The sequence below is a fragment of the Paraoerskovia marina genome (assembly GCF_900105445.1).
GTDB lineage: Bacteria > Actinomycetota > Actinomycetes > Actinomycetales > Cellulomonadaceae > Paraoerskovia > Paraoerskovia marina.
Genome location: NZ_LT629776.1, coordinates 2540250 through 2555106 on the forward strand (window position 1 = coordinate 2540250; position 14857 = coordinate 2555106).

Genomic DNA, 14857 nt, shown 5'->3' on the forward strand with positions numbered 1-14857 from the left:
GACGGTACGGATCAGAGACCGAGCTGGTCTGCCGTGTAGAAGCCGGAGTCCACCAGTGCGGACTCGACCTCGTCGGGGACGACGACCTGCGGCGGCAGCAGGTAGGACGGGACGACCTTCACTCCGTTGTCGTAGGTCTCGGTGTCGTTGACCTCGACCTCCTCGCCGCTGACGATCTCCTCGACCATCGTGGCGACCTGGTCACCGAGGGTGCGGGTGTCCTTCCAGACCGTCATCGCCTGCATGCCCGCGAGCATGTTCTTCACGTTCGCCTCGTCGGCGTCCTGACCGGTCACGAGCGGCCAGTCGCCGTCGGCGGAGTAGCCGGCACCGTCGAGCGCCTGCTCGATGCCGAGCGCGAGCGAGTCGTTCGGCGAGAGGACGACGTCGACCTTCTTGTCCGTGTAGAACGAGTTGAGTCGGTTCTCCATCTCGGACTGCGCCTTGGCGGACTCCCAGCCCTGGATGCCGATGGTGGTCCACTCGTCGACCGTGGCCGGCGCCTTGCCGGACGGCACGACGAGTTGCCCGTTGTCGACGTACTCGGTCAGCACGTCCCACGCGCCCTTGAAGAAGAACTTGGCGTTGTTGTCGTCGGGCGACCCGGCGAACGGCTCGAGGTTGTACGGGCCTTCGCCGTCCGCGAGGCCCAGCTGGTCGACGATGAACTCGCCCTGGAGCGTGCCCACGAGCTCGTTGTCGAACGTGGCGTAGTAGTCCACGTTCTCCGTGTCGTTGATCAGACGGTCGTAGGCGATGACCGGGATCTCCTGGTCGGCGGCGTCCTGGAGGACCGGCCCGAGCGCCGTGCCGTCGATCGAGGCGACGACGAGCACGTCCGCGCCGTCGTTGATCATGTTCTGGATCTGCGTGATCTGCTGGTCGACCTTGTTGTCGGCGTACTGCAGCGAGGTCTCGTAGCCGGTCTCCTGGAGGAGCTCCTCCAGGTGGGCACCGTCGTTGTTCCAGCGCTGGAGGCTCTTGGTGGGCATCGCGATACCGACCAGCGTGTCCTCGGCGGAAGCGCTCTCACCGGCATCGGCGGAGTCGCTCGCGCGCTCGGAGCTGCAGGCGGTCAGAGACCCGAACAGCAGTGTGGCGCCGGCGATCACGGCGGCTGTCTTGCGAAGAGACGTCATCGTCTTCCCTCTCGTCGTCGAACCAGGGATGCGCACCGATCGTGCGCAACACGCCCTCGAGCGACGCTCCTTCGAGCAGCCGCACCGCTGGGGCATGTCGAGAAACCTAGGCGCGGCTTCGTTCGAGGGTCAAGCCCAGAACCCACTTCGTTACCGTTCTGTGTTCGACTCTCTAATCCAAGACTCGTGATCAATCCTCTGAGCCTCCGATTCGTCCCTGTAGTCTCGGGGAGTGCTCACCGACCGGCCCACGCCCGGTTCGCAGACCTCGCTGAGGGAGGCGAACCGGAACCGCATCGTGAACGCGGTCAAGCAGTTCGGGGGCCTCACCCAGATCGAGCTCGCCGGGGCGACGGGCCTGTCGACGGCGACGGTCTCGACCATCGTCAAGGAGCTCGCCGCCGCCGGTGTCGTGGACACGCAGACCACCTCACGCTCCGGCCGCAGGGCTCTCAAGGTCACCCTGGCCCGGCGCCTCGGGCTCGTCGCCGGCGTCCAGTTCGGTCACCGCCACCTCACCGTCGCCCTCGGAGACCTGACCCGCGAGATCGTCGCGACGCAGTCCATGCCGCTGCCCCCGGACCACCGCGTCGACACCAGCCTGGACCGTGCCGCCCTGCTCGTCGTGGACCACCTGGAGCGGCTCGGCTCGGGTCTCGAGGAGCTCCTGGGTGTCGGGCTCGCCCTTCCCGCACCGGTGGACGAGGCGACCGGGATGATCGCGGTGCGCGGGCTGCTGCGCGGCTGGGACGACCTCCACGTCGGCCAGGTCCTCAGCAAGCGTCTTGCACGCCCCGTCCACGTCGACAACGACGCGAACCTGGGTGCGATCGCCGAGCACGACTTCGGCGCCGCGGCCGACGTGCAGGACTCCATCTTCGTTCGAGCCTCGTACGGTGTCGGCGCGGGGATCATGATCAACGGCCGTCTGCACCGGGGATTCGCCGGGACGGCCGGCGAGATCGGGCACGTCCAGGTCGACGCGGCCGGAGCGATCTGCCGCTGCGGCAACCGCGGCTGCCTCGACACGGTCGTCGGCAGCGCGGCGCTGCTCGAGATGCTCCGCGCCAGCCACGGCCCCCTCACCCTGCGCGACGTGATCACCCGCGCCGAGGAGGGCGACCCCGGGTGCCGCCGCGTGATCGCGGACGCGGGCGAGAAGGTCGGGAGCGTCGTCGCGTCGCTCGCGAGCACCGTCAACCCCCAACGGGTGGTCGTGGGCGGCGAGCTCGCCGAGACCGGGGAGACGTTCCTCGCCCCGCTCCGCGACGCCGTCCTGCGCCACGTCGTCCCGAACGCCATCTCCCCCGTCGAGGTCGTGCCCGCGGCACTCGGCGACCGGGCGGAGATCATGGGGGCGCTCGCCGTCGCGCTGCGCGGCGTCGACGTCGAGACATCACCGGAACTGACATCATCACCCCGAGCGACGACGCTCGACCCGGAAGAGAGGTGACCTGAGGTGCGACCCTCCCCCACGCTCGCGCTCCGCGGGATCGACAAGCGGTTCGGCCACGTCCAGGCGCTCTCCGAGGTCGACCTCGACCTGTACCCGCGGGAGGTCGTCGCCCTCGTCGGGGACAACGCGGCGGGAAAGTCCACGCTGGCCAAGGTGATCGCCGGGGTTCTCTCCCCCGACGCGGGGCTCATCGAGATGGACGGCGCACCCGTCACGATCTCCTCGCCGTCGGCCGCGCGAGCCCTCGGTATCGCCACCGTCTTCCAGGACCTCGCGCTGTGCGAGAACCTCGACGTCGTCTCGAACCTCTACCTCGGGCAGGAACGTCGGATCGGTCGCCGCCTCGACGAGGAGGGGATGGAGGAGGAGGCACGCAGCATCCTGCACTCGCTCACGTCCCGGATCCCGTCGGTGCGCACACCGGTGGCCGGCCTGTCCGCGGGCCAGCGCCAGTCCGTCGCCATCGCGCGCACCCTGCTCGGATCCCCGCGCGTCGTCGTCCTCGACGAGCCGACCGCGTCCCTCTCCGTGTCGCAGACGGCGGAGGTGCTCACGCACATCCAGAGCTTGCGCGACCTCGGCCACGCCGTCGTCCTGATCAGCCACAACATGACCGACGTCCACGCCGTGGCCGACCGGATCGAGGTGCTCCGGCACGGGCGCAACAACGGCTCGTTCGTCGGCGCGGACGCCAGCTACGAGGAGATCATCGCCGCTGTCACCGGTGCCTCACCGCTCGTCCCGCCCGACCGCCAGGCACGACGCACGGCATGACGACGGCGCCGGGTGGTGCGTTCAGCACCCGGCGCCGTCGATCAGCGGGTCAGACGCGTGCGAACTCGCGCGCCTCGTCCGTCGTGCTCGGCTGAGCCCCGTGGCGTCGCACGACGCGGCTCACGGTCGAGCGCGACGCGTCCACCTCCCGGGCGATGTCCTTGTGCGCCACGCCGTCACCCGCGAGCGCCAGGATTCGCTGGTCCCGCGCGGACAGGGCCGACGCGTCGGTGGACGACTCGTCGGGCGTGGCGGTGCCTGCGGTCGAGTCCTCCGTGGACCCTGCGGCACGCCGTGCCCACTCGGGCCGGTTCACGAGGTCGAAGATCTCGACGCGACGGGTGTGACCCGTCTCGGGCAGTCGCTCGTCGTAGGGCACGGGAGCCGTCGACTCGTCCGGCGTCACGGGGACGGGCGTGGATGCGGCGTGCTGCACGGGGTCCGTCGCCCGCTCCGCTCGCTCGTCCTCCTCCGCGTCGGCCAGCAGTGCCGTGATCGACACGTCGGCGTAGCGCTCGGTCGACGTCGTCTCGGTGGAGTCCTCGACGGCGTCACGCTCCGACCGCGTCTCAGGCTCCTCGTGGGTGGCTGTCGGGCGCGTCGGCTCCGACTCCGGCTGCGCCTGGGGGCGGGTGACCTCCGCGACGCCCGGCGTCATGCCGCGCTTGACCGAGCTGGCCCCGATCAGGTCGAGGCGACTCCCGTGCCGCTCGGCGGCCTCGAGGCGCTGGACCCACACCTGCATGCGTCGCTCGAAGTCCTCGACGGTGAGCAGCTTGAGCGCGCCGTCGCGTGCCGAGCGCTGCGCCTGGTGCGCCGTCCGGACCTTGCGGGTGCTCTTGCGGTCGCCCGTGCTGTCGAGCCGCGCGTCGCGCCACTTCTCGAGTGCGGTCACGTAGGCGTGGACCCGGCGCTCGCGCCGACGCTCGTCCAGGGTGTCCCCGGTGACCAGGTGCCGTTCACCGACGAGCGCGAGGTGCCACATCAACGCGGCGACGAGCGGGGGGATGAACCGGAAGACGACCATGTACGGCGTCGTCGCGCTCGGGACGGCGACCTCGTGCAGCGCGGCGAACAGGCCCGAGGTACCCGACAGGACCCAGGTGAGCGTGAGCAGGACTCCGTACGGGCGTGCCTCGAGAGCGGCGTTGCGAGCCATCAGGGCGACGGCGACGAGGCTGACCTCGAGGAAGCCGGCCAGCGCGTAGGCCTCCATCGGGGCCATGCCCGCGACCTCGAGCCCGAAGAGGACCATGCCGCTGTAGGCCAGAGCGGTGGCGATGAACGCCGCGATGACGACCGCCACCATGGGCAGGTGCCGTCCGCGGTATTTTGCGGGTCGTGCGGTACCCGCCGGTTGCGCGGACGTGTCGTGCTGGGTCACTGCTGCCTCCGAATATTGACGATCCGGGCATATACCAGCATTTGGACAACCGGAAAGTCAATGGTCGACATGAAACTGTGACCCGGCCGACGGCCGGAGAAGAACTGTTAGCGAGCCTCTGCGTCGTTGCGCGCGTCGACCTCGCCGAGGATTCGACGCAGGTAGGTGTAGGTCAGGTCACCCGCGGTCTTGTCGAACTGCTCCTCGTACCCCTGCTGCTGGTACATCGCGAGGTTCTGCGCCGAGTCCTTGCCCGTGAAGACCCAGACCTCCGTGGTCTCCTCCGGCAGGTACGGCAGGACGGCGAACATCAGCTGCGTGCCGATGCCGCGTCCCTGCTGGTCCGGCGCCACCGCCAGTCGCCCGAGCGTCGCCTTGGTCCCCTCGAACTCGATGCGGACGGAGCCGACGAGCCGGTGCCCGTCCCAGGCCCCGATCGTGACGACGTTCTCCTCCTTGAGGTCGTCGCGCAGCTCGTGCAACGTCTGCGTCAACGGCGGGATGTTCGGGTCGTCGTGGATCTGCGCTTCCGTGACGAAGGCCGCGCGACGCAGGGTCAGGAGCTCCCCCGCGCTCTCGTCGGGAACCAGGTCGATCGTCAGGTCGTCCGTCATGGACCCATCGTCCCAGATTCGTCGCGATGTGCCCGCGACCCGCCACGGAGCGGACGCCCGTCCCCGGCTACGCTGGGCCGGTGAGCTCCTCCCCGACCGCGCTGCCGCTGAACACCGACGCCCTGCCGACGCACTGGGTCCTGACCCTCTCGTGCCCCGACCGGCCCGGGATCGTCCACGGCGTCACCGGGACGCTCGCCGAGCACGGCGGGAACATCACCGAGTCCCAGCAGTTCGGGGACCCCGACACGGGACTCTTCTTCATGCGGGTCCAGGTGGTCTCGCGGTCAGACCGCGCGACCCTCGAGGACGCGCTGGCGCCGGTGGCCGCCGCCTTCGACATGACGTGGCACCTCGACGTCGTCGGACGCCGCGTGCGCACCCTGCTGATGGTCTCCAAGGCTCCCCACTGCCTCACCGACCTGCTATACCGCGAGCGCCACCAGGCGCTGCCCGTCGACGTCGTCGGCGTCGTCGGGAACCACCCCGACCTGGCCGAGATCGCGCAGTTCTACGGCAAGCCGTTCCACCACGTGCCGGTCACCCGGGAGACGAAGGTCGACGCCGAGGCACGCCTGCGCCAGATCGTCGACGAGCTCGACGTCGAGCTCGTCGTCCTCGCGCGGTACATGCAGATCCTGTCCGACGAGCTCTGCCGCGACCTGGCCGGACAGGTGATCAACATCCACCACTCGTTCCTGCCGAGCTTCAAGGGCGCCCGCCCGTACGCGCAGGCGCACGCCCGCGGCGTGAAGCTGATCGGCGCGACGTCGCACTACGTCACCGGCGACCTCGACGAGGGGCCGATCATCGAGCAGGACGTCGAGCGCGTCGACCACTCGCACGCCGAGAAGGACCTCGTCGCGCTGGGCGAGGACGTCGAGCGCCGCACCCTGGCCCGTGCCGTGCGCTGGCACGCCGAGCACCGGGTGCTGCTCGACGGCTCACGCACGGTCGTCTTCCGGTAGCGATTCCGCGCCGGAGGGCTCCCGGGGACGCCGCCCCGGGAGCCCTCCGACGGGCGCTCAGCCGAGGAGGTCGCGTGAGCCCAGGCTCGCGCCCCAGCTCCAGCCGCCGTCGCACCACGGCAGCCAGGGCAGCCAGGTGCAGAGCCGCTCGTTGACGTGGTGCCACCACCCGCCACCTGCCCCGCCGGAGGTCGACTGCTCGTCGACGAGCACCGCGACCGTGCGCGCCGGCACGGTCACGGTCCCGGCGTCCTCGTCCCAGGTCGTCCCGCGCACGACCGGGTCGCTCCCGTCGGCCTGGATCTCCGAGAGGCTGTACTCGCGCCCGGCCAGGTCGGCGAGCGGGATCGTCACCTCGTCCGGTGAGGCGTTGAACGCGACGAGCAGCCCGTCGAGGGCGGGGTCGACGTCCTCGCCGACGGTGTCGTCCACGCTCATCACGAGCGTTCCGGCGGGCGCGTCGGGCCCGGATCCCGGGAACGTCACCTTCTGCTCGATCTTCTCGGCGCTGCCGAGGCGGAACAGGTCGCTCGAGTACCGCAGACGCAGCAGGTCCTGCGCCTGGGCGGTGGCCGACCCAATCTCGTCGGCAGTCGGTGCCAGCGCCTCGTCGGCGAGCAGCGGTGCCATGACCGGCCACTTCTCCTCGTTGTCGGCCGCGAGCGGCAGGCCCCGGCCGAACCCGTTGTCCGTGCCGGTCCAGTCGATCGCGTTGAACCAGTCCCCCGAGTCGTAGCTGTTGCGGTCGAGGGACTTCGAGCGCAGCAGGTCCGTCCCGGCATGCCAGAACGACGGGGTCTGTGCGAGGGCCGTCGTCGCCAGCGAGAGCGTGTTCATCCGCACCCGGTCGTCCATCGACGTCTCCTGCGGAAGCTTGAGGGCCAGCAGGTCGAACAGGGTCTCGTTGTCGTGGGCGTCGACGTAGGTCACGACCTCGCCCGGCTGCGCCGCGTACCCGGCCGGGGATCCGCGGTAGTCGATCTCGTCGCCCCGCTGCTCGGTCCCCGCCGACGTCGTGAACGTGAAGTCGGCGAGGTTCCCCGCGAGGCCGAGCCGCACGAGGTCTGTCTGGTGCGCGAGGTCCGCGAGCTCGTCCGCCGAACCGTCGTTGACGGTCGAGGAGTCACCCGCCCGTGCCGGCCGGCCGTTCGGGTCCGTGCCGAGCCCTGTGCCGAATCCCTGCGTGAACGTCGACGCGCCGTCGACGGGCGAGCCTCCGTGGACGGCATCGCGGAGCCGGTCGGAGAACGTCCCGATCCCGGTGCCTCCCAGGTTGCCCTGACGGGCCTGGGTGAACAGCGCGTCGTCGGCGACCTCCCCGAAGTTCCACCCCTCGCCGTACAGGTACACGGCCGACCCGTCGACACCGTCCTTGCGCAGCGTCAGTGCGTCGAGCGCGTCGCGGACGGCCTGCATGTTCTCCACGGAGTGGTGCCCCATGAGGTCGAACCGGAAGCCGTCGACCCGGTAGTCCCGGGCCCAGGTCACGACGGAGTCGACCATGAGCTTCTCGGTCATGCGGTGCTCGGTCGCGAGGTTCTGGCAGCAGGTGCTCGTCTCGACGTCTCCCTCCCCGTCCAGACGGTGGTAGTACCCGGGAACGACCTTGTCGAGGACGCTCTTCGCGTCCTGGCCGCTCGCCGCCGTGTGGTTGAAGACCTGGTCGAGCACCACCTGGTAGCCGGCACCGTGCAGCGCGCCGACCATCGTGCGGAACTCGGCGACCCGCGCCCCGCCGTCGGGCTCGGTCGCGTACGACCCCTCCGGCGTCGAGAAGTGGTACGGGTCGTAGCCCCAGTTGAACCCGTCCTCCCCTTGGACGGCTGCCACCGCCGCCTGCTGCTCCGCGGAGTCCGGGGCAAACCCGCTCAGGTCCCCCGGGTCGGCCTGGGCCGAGCGGTCCTCCTCGATCGTCGCGATGTCGAACGTCGGCAGCAGGTGGACGGTGTTCATCCCCGCGTCGGCGAGCTCACGCAGGTGCGTCATCCCGTCCGAGCCCGACTCGGCGAAGGCGAGGTACGTTCCCCGGCGGTCGGCCGGCACGGTCTCGTCGTCGATCGAGAAGTCGCGCACGTGCAGCTCGTAGATGCTGCGGTCGACCGGACGTTCGACCACCGGTGCGGCCGTCGTGCGCCAGGCCTTCGGCGCCAGCGACGAGGCCGTCAGGTCCACGGCGACCGACCGTTCCGAGTTGAGCGTGAGGCCCACCGAGTACGGGTCGGTGACGACGTTCGTCTCCACCGCACCCGTGCCCGGCACGTACACCTCGACCTCGTAGAGGTACTGCGCCCCGCTCCATCGGAACTTCTTGTCCACGGCCTTGCCGTCGACGGCCCACGTGCCGTCGCCCGACCGGACCGCCTCGACGCGGCGCGCGTCACCGGCGCCGTCGGACCCGCCGGGCCACACGAGCAGCGTGACGGACCGGGCGGTCGGTGCCCAGAGCCGGAACGAGGCCCACTTCCCGTTCGGAGCAAACTCCACACCGAGGTCCTGGTCTCCCGCCGCGTCGGCGTAGAGCGCGTCGAGCACGCCAGGGAGCTGCACGCCGGTGAACGCCGTGAGCTCGTCGCCGTGGTGCTGAGCCACCTGGACCTGACCCTGGAGGACGGACTCCACGGCGGTCCGCGCCGGGGCGTCGCCGTTCTCGTCCCGCAGCCTCAGCGCGACGGCGTCGGCGAGCGCCGGGAACGTCTCCGCCACCTCCGCAGGGATCCCGTCGGGGTCGACGGCGAGGTTCAGGCTCCCCGCGTCGTCAGGTTCGACGACGACGCCGTCCTCGACGCGGATCCCGCCGTCCGGGGCGTGGTGCAGCGTCCACGTCAGGTCCTCCGTGTCGGAGTCGCCGAGCAGGTCACGGGGCCAGGCGAGCAGGTCCGCGTCGAGCCAGTGCGCACGCTCCTCTCCGAGTCCGGCGAGCACCGGGGTCTGCGTCTCGATGCTCAGCTCGTGGCTCGCGACGTCGTAGCTGAACAAGGTCGACTCGCCCTCGGTCGCGGAGAACGAGTAGTTGGCGCCGTCGGGCGCTCCCCCGACCCCGTAGTTCTCGGCCCAGGACAGTCCGTGGGCGACCTTGGCCTCGTACGCCCCGGAGGGCAGCGACGACGTCGAGTACGTGTACACGCCGTCTCCGTCGGTGTCGCGCATCCACGTCGCCAGGCAGTCCGGGGACCAGTCGCCCGCGCAGCCGAGCTCGTCCTGCAGCGATCCGGGCAGGGTCACGATCGGCCCCTGGGCCGTGCTCGAGAACTCGTGGGAGGCAGGGTCCCAGTAGAACGTGACGGGTCCGCCCTCGGTGGTGTACTCGGCGTTCGGCCCGTCGAGCGTGCCGTCGGCGCCGTAGTTGATCGCCCACGACCCGTCGACGGCGACCTTGTACTCGTAGGTCCCCGCCGGCAGGTCGAACGTCCCGGCCCAGACGCCGTCGGGGCGCAGCGTGAGCTCGGCGGCCCCGCAGTCCGGGGTCCAGTCGCCGACGCACCCCATCTCGTCGTTGTGGCTGCCGGGGACGGTGACCGTCGAGATCTCCTCGCCGGAGCCTCCGTCTCCGTCGCCCGCGTCGCCGTCGACGGCGTTGCCGACGCTGGCGTAGGTCGACGCGGCGGCACGGTCTCCGTCCGCGTCGACGGTCACCGCGCGGTACTCGACGAGTGTGCCCGGGGCGAGGCCGTCGACGTCGTGGAACACCCGGGGCGTGGTGTCCTCGGCGGTTCCGAGCGCGGTCCAGTCGTCCGACCCGACGGTGCGCCAGGCGAACGACGTCTCGGACCATGCTGCGGCGTCCACGGTTGCCGAGACCGGGGCGAGCCCGCTGACGCCGGCGCCGGCGCCGGGAACCTGGAGCGTGATCTCGCCGGAGGAGTCCGCACCGACGGTGCGGTCCGCACGGAGGACGACCGCACTCGTGGGCGGCACCGTCACGTCGACGAGTCCGTCCTCGTCGGACTCGAGAGCCTCGACGTCGCCGCGGAGGACGTCGAAGGACGCGCCCGGGGTCAGGGTGGGCACCGCCACCGTCCGGGCCTGCGACCCGTTGTTCAGTGCCACGAGGTACTCGACCTTCTCCTCCCGGTCGACGCGGCTGAACGCGTAGACGCCCGCGCCGTCGTTGTCGTCCGATCCGACGAACCGCTCGATCTGCGCGCCCGTCGCGAGCGCGGGGTGCGCGTCACGCAGCGCGGCGAGCGAGGCGACGTGCTCGTACAGCGGCGAGTCGGTGTCGAACCGGTCCTGGGAACCGAGGGTCTCGCCGGTCACGAGCGCCTGGTCCGCGTACTCCTCGACCTGGGTGGCGAAGAGGCTCTGCCGTGCGTCCTTGTCGCCGCCGGTCCCGGCGAAGCCCTGCTCGTCGCCGTAGTAGACGACGGGCTGGCCGCGCGTGAGGTACATCAGGTCGTGGGCAAGCTCGTCGCGCGCCAGCGGGTCGTCCGTCCCGGCGAGCATGTGGCCGACCCTGCCCATGTCGTGGTTCCCGAGGAAGGTGGGCAGGGCTGCGGCCGACGTCTCGTCCGTGGTGTACATGTCGTCGCTGGCGTAGAGACGCTGGAGCCCCCGCGCGTCGTTGCCGCCGGCGTAGCTCGTGGCGGCCGCCTGGAAGGAGAAGTCGAGGACCGAGCTCATCTCGGTGTCCCGGACGTAGGGCGAGGTCTTCGCCGCGTCGGCGTCGTAGACCTCGCCGAACATGAAGAAGTCGTCCTTGCCCGCCGCGCGCGCGTAGTCCATGACCTCGGCGCTCCAGGTCTCCCAGAACTCGGGGTTGACGTGCTTGACGGTGTCGATGCGGAAGCCGTCGATGCCGAGGTCGACCCAGTCCTGATAGACCTCGACGAAGCCGTCGACGACGGTCGGGTGCTCGGTCATGAGGTCGTCGAGACCGACGAAGTCGCCGTACGTCACGGACTCCCCCGACCACGTCGAGTCACCGCGGTTGTGGTACAGCGTCGGGTCGTTGAGCCAGGCCGGAACCTTGAGGTCCTGCTTCTCGGGAGCGATCTGCGGCGTGTAGGGGAACGACGTCGCGGGGTCCAGCTCCGGGAACTCGTCCGTCCCGGCGTAGTCCGCCGGGTCGAAGGGCGTCCCGTCCGCCGTCCGGTACGGCGACGTCGCCTGGTCGACGTAGGAGTACTCGTCCTCGGCGTAGGAAATCGCGTCCGAGGTGTGGTTGGTGATGATGTCGAAGTAGACCTTGATCCCACGGTCGTGCGCGTCGGCGATCAGCGCCTCGAGCTCCTCGTTCGTGCCCAGGTGCGGGTCGATGCGCGTGAAGTCGGTGATCCAGTAGCCGTGGTACCCGGCCGAGGCGTCGGCGCCGGTCCCCTGGACGGGTTCGTTCTTGAACGACGGCGTGAGCCAGATCGCGGTGGTCCCGAGACCCTCGACGTAGTCGAGGTTCTGCCGGATCCCGGCGATGTCCCCACCCTGGTAGAACCCCTTGTCGGTGGGGTCGAACCCGGAGACGAGGCGGTCGTCACCGAGCCCTGCGGTGTCGTTGGTGGGGTCGCCGTTCGCGAACCGGTCGGTCATGACGAAGTAGAACCGCTCGTCGGACCCGGGCTGCCGCACGGGCGGGTGGACGACGTCCGCGTCGGTCGCGGCGTCGTATCCCCCGGTCAGGTCGACGGGCGAGACGGCGATTCGCTCCGTGGACTCGTCGAACGTGAACCGGAGGGTCGACTCGCCGCCGAGGACGAGCGGCACGTTGTCGGCGCCGCCGTCGAGCCCGAAGGCGACGTCCCAGGCGTCGTCGAGCGCGACCTTGTACTCGTACGTGCCCGCAGGGAGGGTGAACTCGGCACTCCACGTGCCGTCGCCCGCCGGCGCCAGCTCGGACTCGGCACAGTCCGGCGCCCAGTCTGCGGCACAGCCGATCTCGTCCTGCAGGTCGCCGACGAGCGCCACGCCGCCGGGGGTCGAGACGGCGCTGGCCGTGAGGGCGGCCGTCAACGCCGTGGTCGCGGTCGTCGCGCAGAGCGCGAGCGCGAGGGCGCCGGCCAGTCCGCGGCGCACTGCTGGTGGTCGGGCGTGCTCGATCGTCATGGGGACCCCTTCGTCTCCGTGTCGTTCGCCGACGCCCGGCGGTCGCGGACGCCGTCCCGGCGGCGGTGCTCGGGACTCCACGACTGTATGGCTTGCAGCAACGTTGCTGCAAGCGTTTGCAGAGACGTGTGTCACAGAAAGACGGCGCGGACCCCGGTCGGGGCCGCGCCGTCGTCGTGCGTCTGTGTGCGGTCAGATCAGGCCGAGGGCCCGCACCGCCTCACGCTCGTCGGCCAGTTCGGCCATCGAGGCGTCGATCCGTTCCCGCGACACGTCGTTGATCTCGAGACCCTGGACGACGCTCCACTCCTGGCCGTCGGAGGTGACCGGGAACGAGGCCATGATCCCCTCAGGTGCCCCGTAGGACCCGTCCGACCAGATCCCGGCGCTCGTCCAGTCCCCGTCAGGCGTGCCGAGCACCCAGTCGTGGACGTGGTCGACCGCCGCGTTCGCCGCCGACGCCGCCGAGGAGGAACCTCGCGCGTCGATGATGGCGGCACCACGCTTGGCGACGGTCGGGACGAACTCGTCGAGAAGCCACGCCCGGTCCTCGGCGAGCTCCGCACCGGGGCGGCCCGCGACGTCGGCGTGGAAGACGTCCGGGTACTGGCTCGCCGAGTGGTTGCCCCAGATCGAGACGCGGCGCACGTCCGCGACGGAGACGCCGGCACGCCGCGCCACCTGCGCGAGCGCCCGGTTGTGGTCCAGCCGCGTCATGGCCGTGAACCGGCTCTTCGGCACGTCGGGCGCGTTCGACGCCGCGATCAGAGCGTTGGTGTTGGCCGGGTTGCCCACCACGAGCACCCGGACGTCGTCCGCCGCACCGGCGTTGATGGCCTCGCCCTGCGGCTTGAAGATCCCACCGTTCGCCTCGAGCAGGTCGGCGCGCTCCATCCCCGGCCCGCGCGGCCGTGCACCGACCAGGAGTGCGACGTTGGCACCGTCGAAGGCGGCGCGCGCGTCGTCGTAGACGTCGATCCCCGTGAGCAGCGGGAACGCGCAGTCGTCGAGCTCCATCGCGGTGCCCTCGGCGGCGGCCACACCCTGCGGGATCTCCAGGAGGTTGAGGCGCACCGGTGTGTCGGCTCCGAGCATCTGCCCCGACGCGATGCGGAAGAGGAGCGCGTAGCCGATCTGGCCCGCAGCACCCGTGACGGTCACTGTGACTGGAGACTTCCCTGGCGTCCGTGTGGTCATGAATCCACTCTGACACAGGGCACGCATTCCCGACATCGCATCGCCCACGACCCGCCGGACGACGCCGGTCGCGTCATGGTGCCAGAATGGTCCCGCGGGAGATCCCCAGAATCTTCACAGATTCCCCCGCCACACTGTCCGCCAGCACCGGATCGACACGCGTCGGCACGACGTCGTCGGCTCTCGACCTCGAGCGGCCGGCGGTCCGCCGCACGAACCATCAGAACAGGAGCACGATGTCTGCGCAGAGCACCGCCCCCGAGGCGCCACGTGAGGAGGTCGTCGTCGAGGACACGACGGCCACCGTCGAGTCCCCCAGCCTCCTGGCGCGGCTCGGCGCCGAGGCCTTCGGCACCTTCCTCCTCGTTCTCGCGATCTGCGGCGTGGCACTGTACGCCCGCTTCACCAACGCGGGCCTGACGCTGTCGGTCGCCCTCGCCGGCGGGCTCGCGCTCGTCGCGGGCATCGCCGCCGTGGGTCACATCTCCGGCGGCCACTTCAACCCGGCCGTGACGTTCGGCGCCGCGATCGCCGGCCGCACGAGCTGGGCCGACCTCCTGCCGTACTGGGCCGCGCAGCTCGTCGGCGGCACTCTCGCCACCCTCGTGCTCTTCGCGACGATCCCGAGCTCCGGGCTCGCCATCCTCCAGCAGGGCGGTGTGATCGCCGAGGAGAGCAAGGCTGCACTCTTCCAGGGAGTCGCCAACGGCTACGGCGAGCACTCTCCGCTCGCGAGCGCCACGCAGGGCGCCTTCTCCTTCGAGCTCCTCGCCGCTCTCCTGATCGAGATCGTCGTCACGGCGATCCTCGTCGGCGTGATCCTCGCGGTCACCCGCCGGAGCGACTCCGCGAGCTTCGCCCCGATGGCCATCGGCTTCACCCTCGCCGTGATGATCCTCATCGCCGCGCCGGTCACCAACGCCTCGGTCAACCCGGCACGCTCGTTCGCCGCGGCCGTCTTCGCCGGCGACTGGGCCTGGACCCAGCTCTGGGTCTTCATCGTCGCCCCGCTCGCCGGTGGTGCGATCGCCGCGCTCTTCTACCGCGCCTTCACCGCCGTGCCGGTCGTCCAGGACGACCTGCTGCGTGAGGACCAGGTCGAGTTCGAGACCGTCACCTCCGCGGGTGCCGGTGCCGACGATGCCGACGTCACGGTCGCCGAGAGCGACGCCCCTGACTGGACGCCGGACGAGAAGGGCACCGAGGGCAAGCCCCAGGCCTGACTCTCCTGCACCGCACGAAGGCCCTCTCCGGATCGTCCCGGGGAGGGCCTTCGTCGTCGGTCCGGG

General features: G+C 70.6%; 9 protein-coding genes. 4 read left to right on the forward strand and 5 right to left on the reverse strand.

Annotated elements, in window-relative coordinates; genetic code table 11:
• Positions 1-11: 11 nt before the first annotated feature.
• The gene (gene chvE, locus BLU20_RS11550; RefSeq protein WP_029252286.1) at positions 12-1139 is read right to left on the reverse strand and encodes a multiple monosaccharide ABC transporter substrate-binding protein; all 1128 of its coding nucleotides are present in this window, start codon (positions 1137-1139) and stop codon (positions 12-14) included.
• A 232-nt stretch (positions 1140-1371) separates the two neighbouring features.
• On the opposite strand from chvE, the gene BLU20_RS11555 reads away from it, so the two are divergent.
• Both BLU20_RS11555 and BLU20_RS11560 read left to right on the forward strand, forming a co-directional pair.
• Positions 1372-2592 carry an ROK family transcriptional regulator gene (locus BLU20_RS11555; protein WP_083372608.1) on the forward strand — a complete coding sequence of 407 codons (1221 nt, stop codon included), beginning with the start codon at positions 1372-1374 and terminating at the stop codon, positions 2590-2592.
• A gap of 6 nt (positions 2593-2598) precedes the next feature.
• Complete coding sequence (locus BLU20_RS11560; protein WP_083372609.1) at positions 2599-3369, forward strand: ATP-binding cassette domain-containing protein; 771 nt, start codon at positions 2599-2601, stop codon at positions 3367-3369.
• A gap of 49 nt (positions 3370-3418) precedes the next feature.
• Here the strand turns inward: BLU20_RS11560 and BLU20_RS11565 are convergent, their stop codons facing one another.
• Both BLU20_RS11565 and BLU20_RS11570 read right to left on the reverse strand, forming a co-directional pair.
• The gene (locus BLU20_RS11565; RefSeq protein ID WP_157270450.1) at positions 3419-4753 is read right to left on the reverse strand and encodes a DMT family transporter; all 1335 of its coding nucleotides are present in this window, start codon (positions 4751-4753) and stop codon (positions 3419-3421) included.
• A 107-nt stretch (positions 4754-4860) separates the two neighbouring features.
• On the reverse strand, positions 4861-5367 hold the full coding sequence (locus BLU20_RS11570; RefSeq protein WP_029252283.1) for a GNAT family N-acetyltransferase: 507 nt from the start codon (positions 5365-5367) through the stop codon (positions 4861-4863).
• A 26-nt stretch (positions 5368-5393) separates the two neighbouring features.
• Here BLU20_RS11570 and purU point away from each other — a divergent pair, with 26 nt between their 5' ends.
• Positions 5394-6335: a formyltetrahydrofolate deformylase gene (purU, locus tag BLU20_RS11575; RefSeq protein WP_081829593.1), complete on the forward strand. Its 942-nt coding sequence runs from the start codon at positions 5394-5396 to the stop codon at positions 6333-6335.
• A gap of 57 nt (positions 6336-6392) precedes the next feature.
• Here purU and pulA read toward each other — a convergent pair whose 3' ends face one another.
• Positions 6393-12371 carry a pullulanase-type alpha-1,6-glucosidase gene (gene pulA / locus BLU20_RS11580; protein WP_083372611.1) on the reverse strand — a complete coding sequence of 1993 codons (5979 nt, stop codon included), beginning with the start codon at positions 12369-12371 and terminating at the stop codon, positions 6393-6395.
• A gap of 192 nt (positions 12372-12563) precedes the next feature.
• Positions 12564-13568 (reverse strand): malate dehydrogenase, encoded by a 1005-nt coding sequence (locus BLU20_RS11585; RefSeq protein ID WP_157270452.1) that lies wholly within the window; start codon positions 13566-13568, stop codon positions 12564-12566.
• A 236-nt stretch (positions 13569-13804) separates the two neighbouring features.
• Between BLU20_RS11585 and BLU20_RS11590 the strand changes: the two genes are divergently transcribed.
• Complete coding sequence (locus tag BLU20_RS11590; protein WP_083373050.1) at positions 13805-14791, forward strand: MIP/aquaporin family protein; 987 nt, start codon at positions 13805-13807, stop codon at positions 14789-14791.
• The last annotated feature ends 66 nt before the right edge of the window (positions 14792-14857 follow it).

Coding starts and splice junctions, on each gene's coding strand:
- chvE (WP_029252286.1), bottom strand. CDS start 1,139: ATGACGTCTCTTCGCAAGACAGCCGCCGTGATCGCCGGCGCCACACTG.
- BLU20_RS11585 (WP_157270452.1), bottom strand. CDS start 13,568: ATGACCACACGGACGCCAGGGAAGTCTCCAGTCACAGTGACCGTCACG.
- pulA (WP_083372611.1), bottom strand. CDS start 12,371: ATGACGATCGAGCACGCCCGACCACCAGCAGTGCGCCGCGGACTGGCC.
- purU (WP_081829593.1), top strand. CDS start 5,394: ATGTGCCCGCGACCCGCCACGGAGCGGACGCCCGTCCCCGGCTACGCT.
- BLU20_RS11590 (WP_083373050.1), top strand. CDS start 13,805: ATGTCTGCGCAGAGCACCGCCCCCGAGGCGCCACGTGAGGAGGTCGTC.
- BLU20_RS11570 (WP_029252283.1), bottom strand. CDS start 5,367: ATGACGGACGACCTGACGATCGACCTGGTTCCCGACGAGAGCGCGGGG.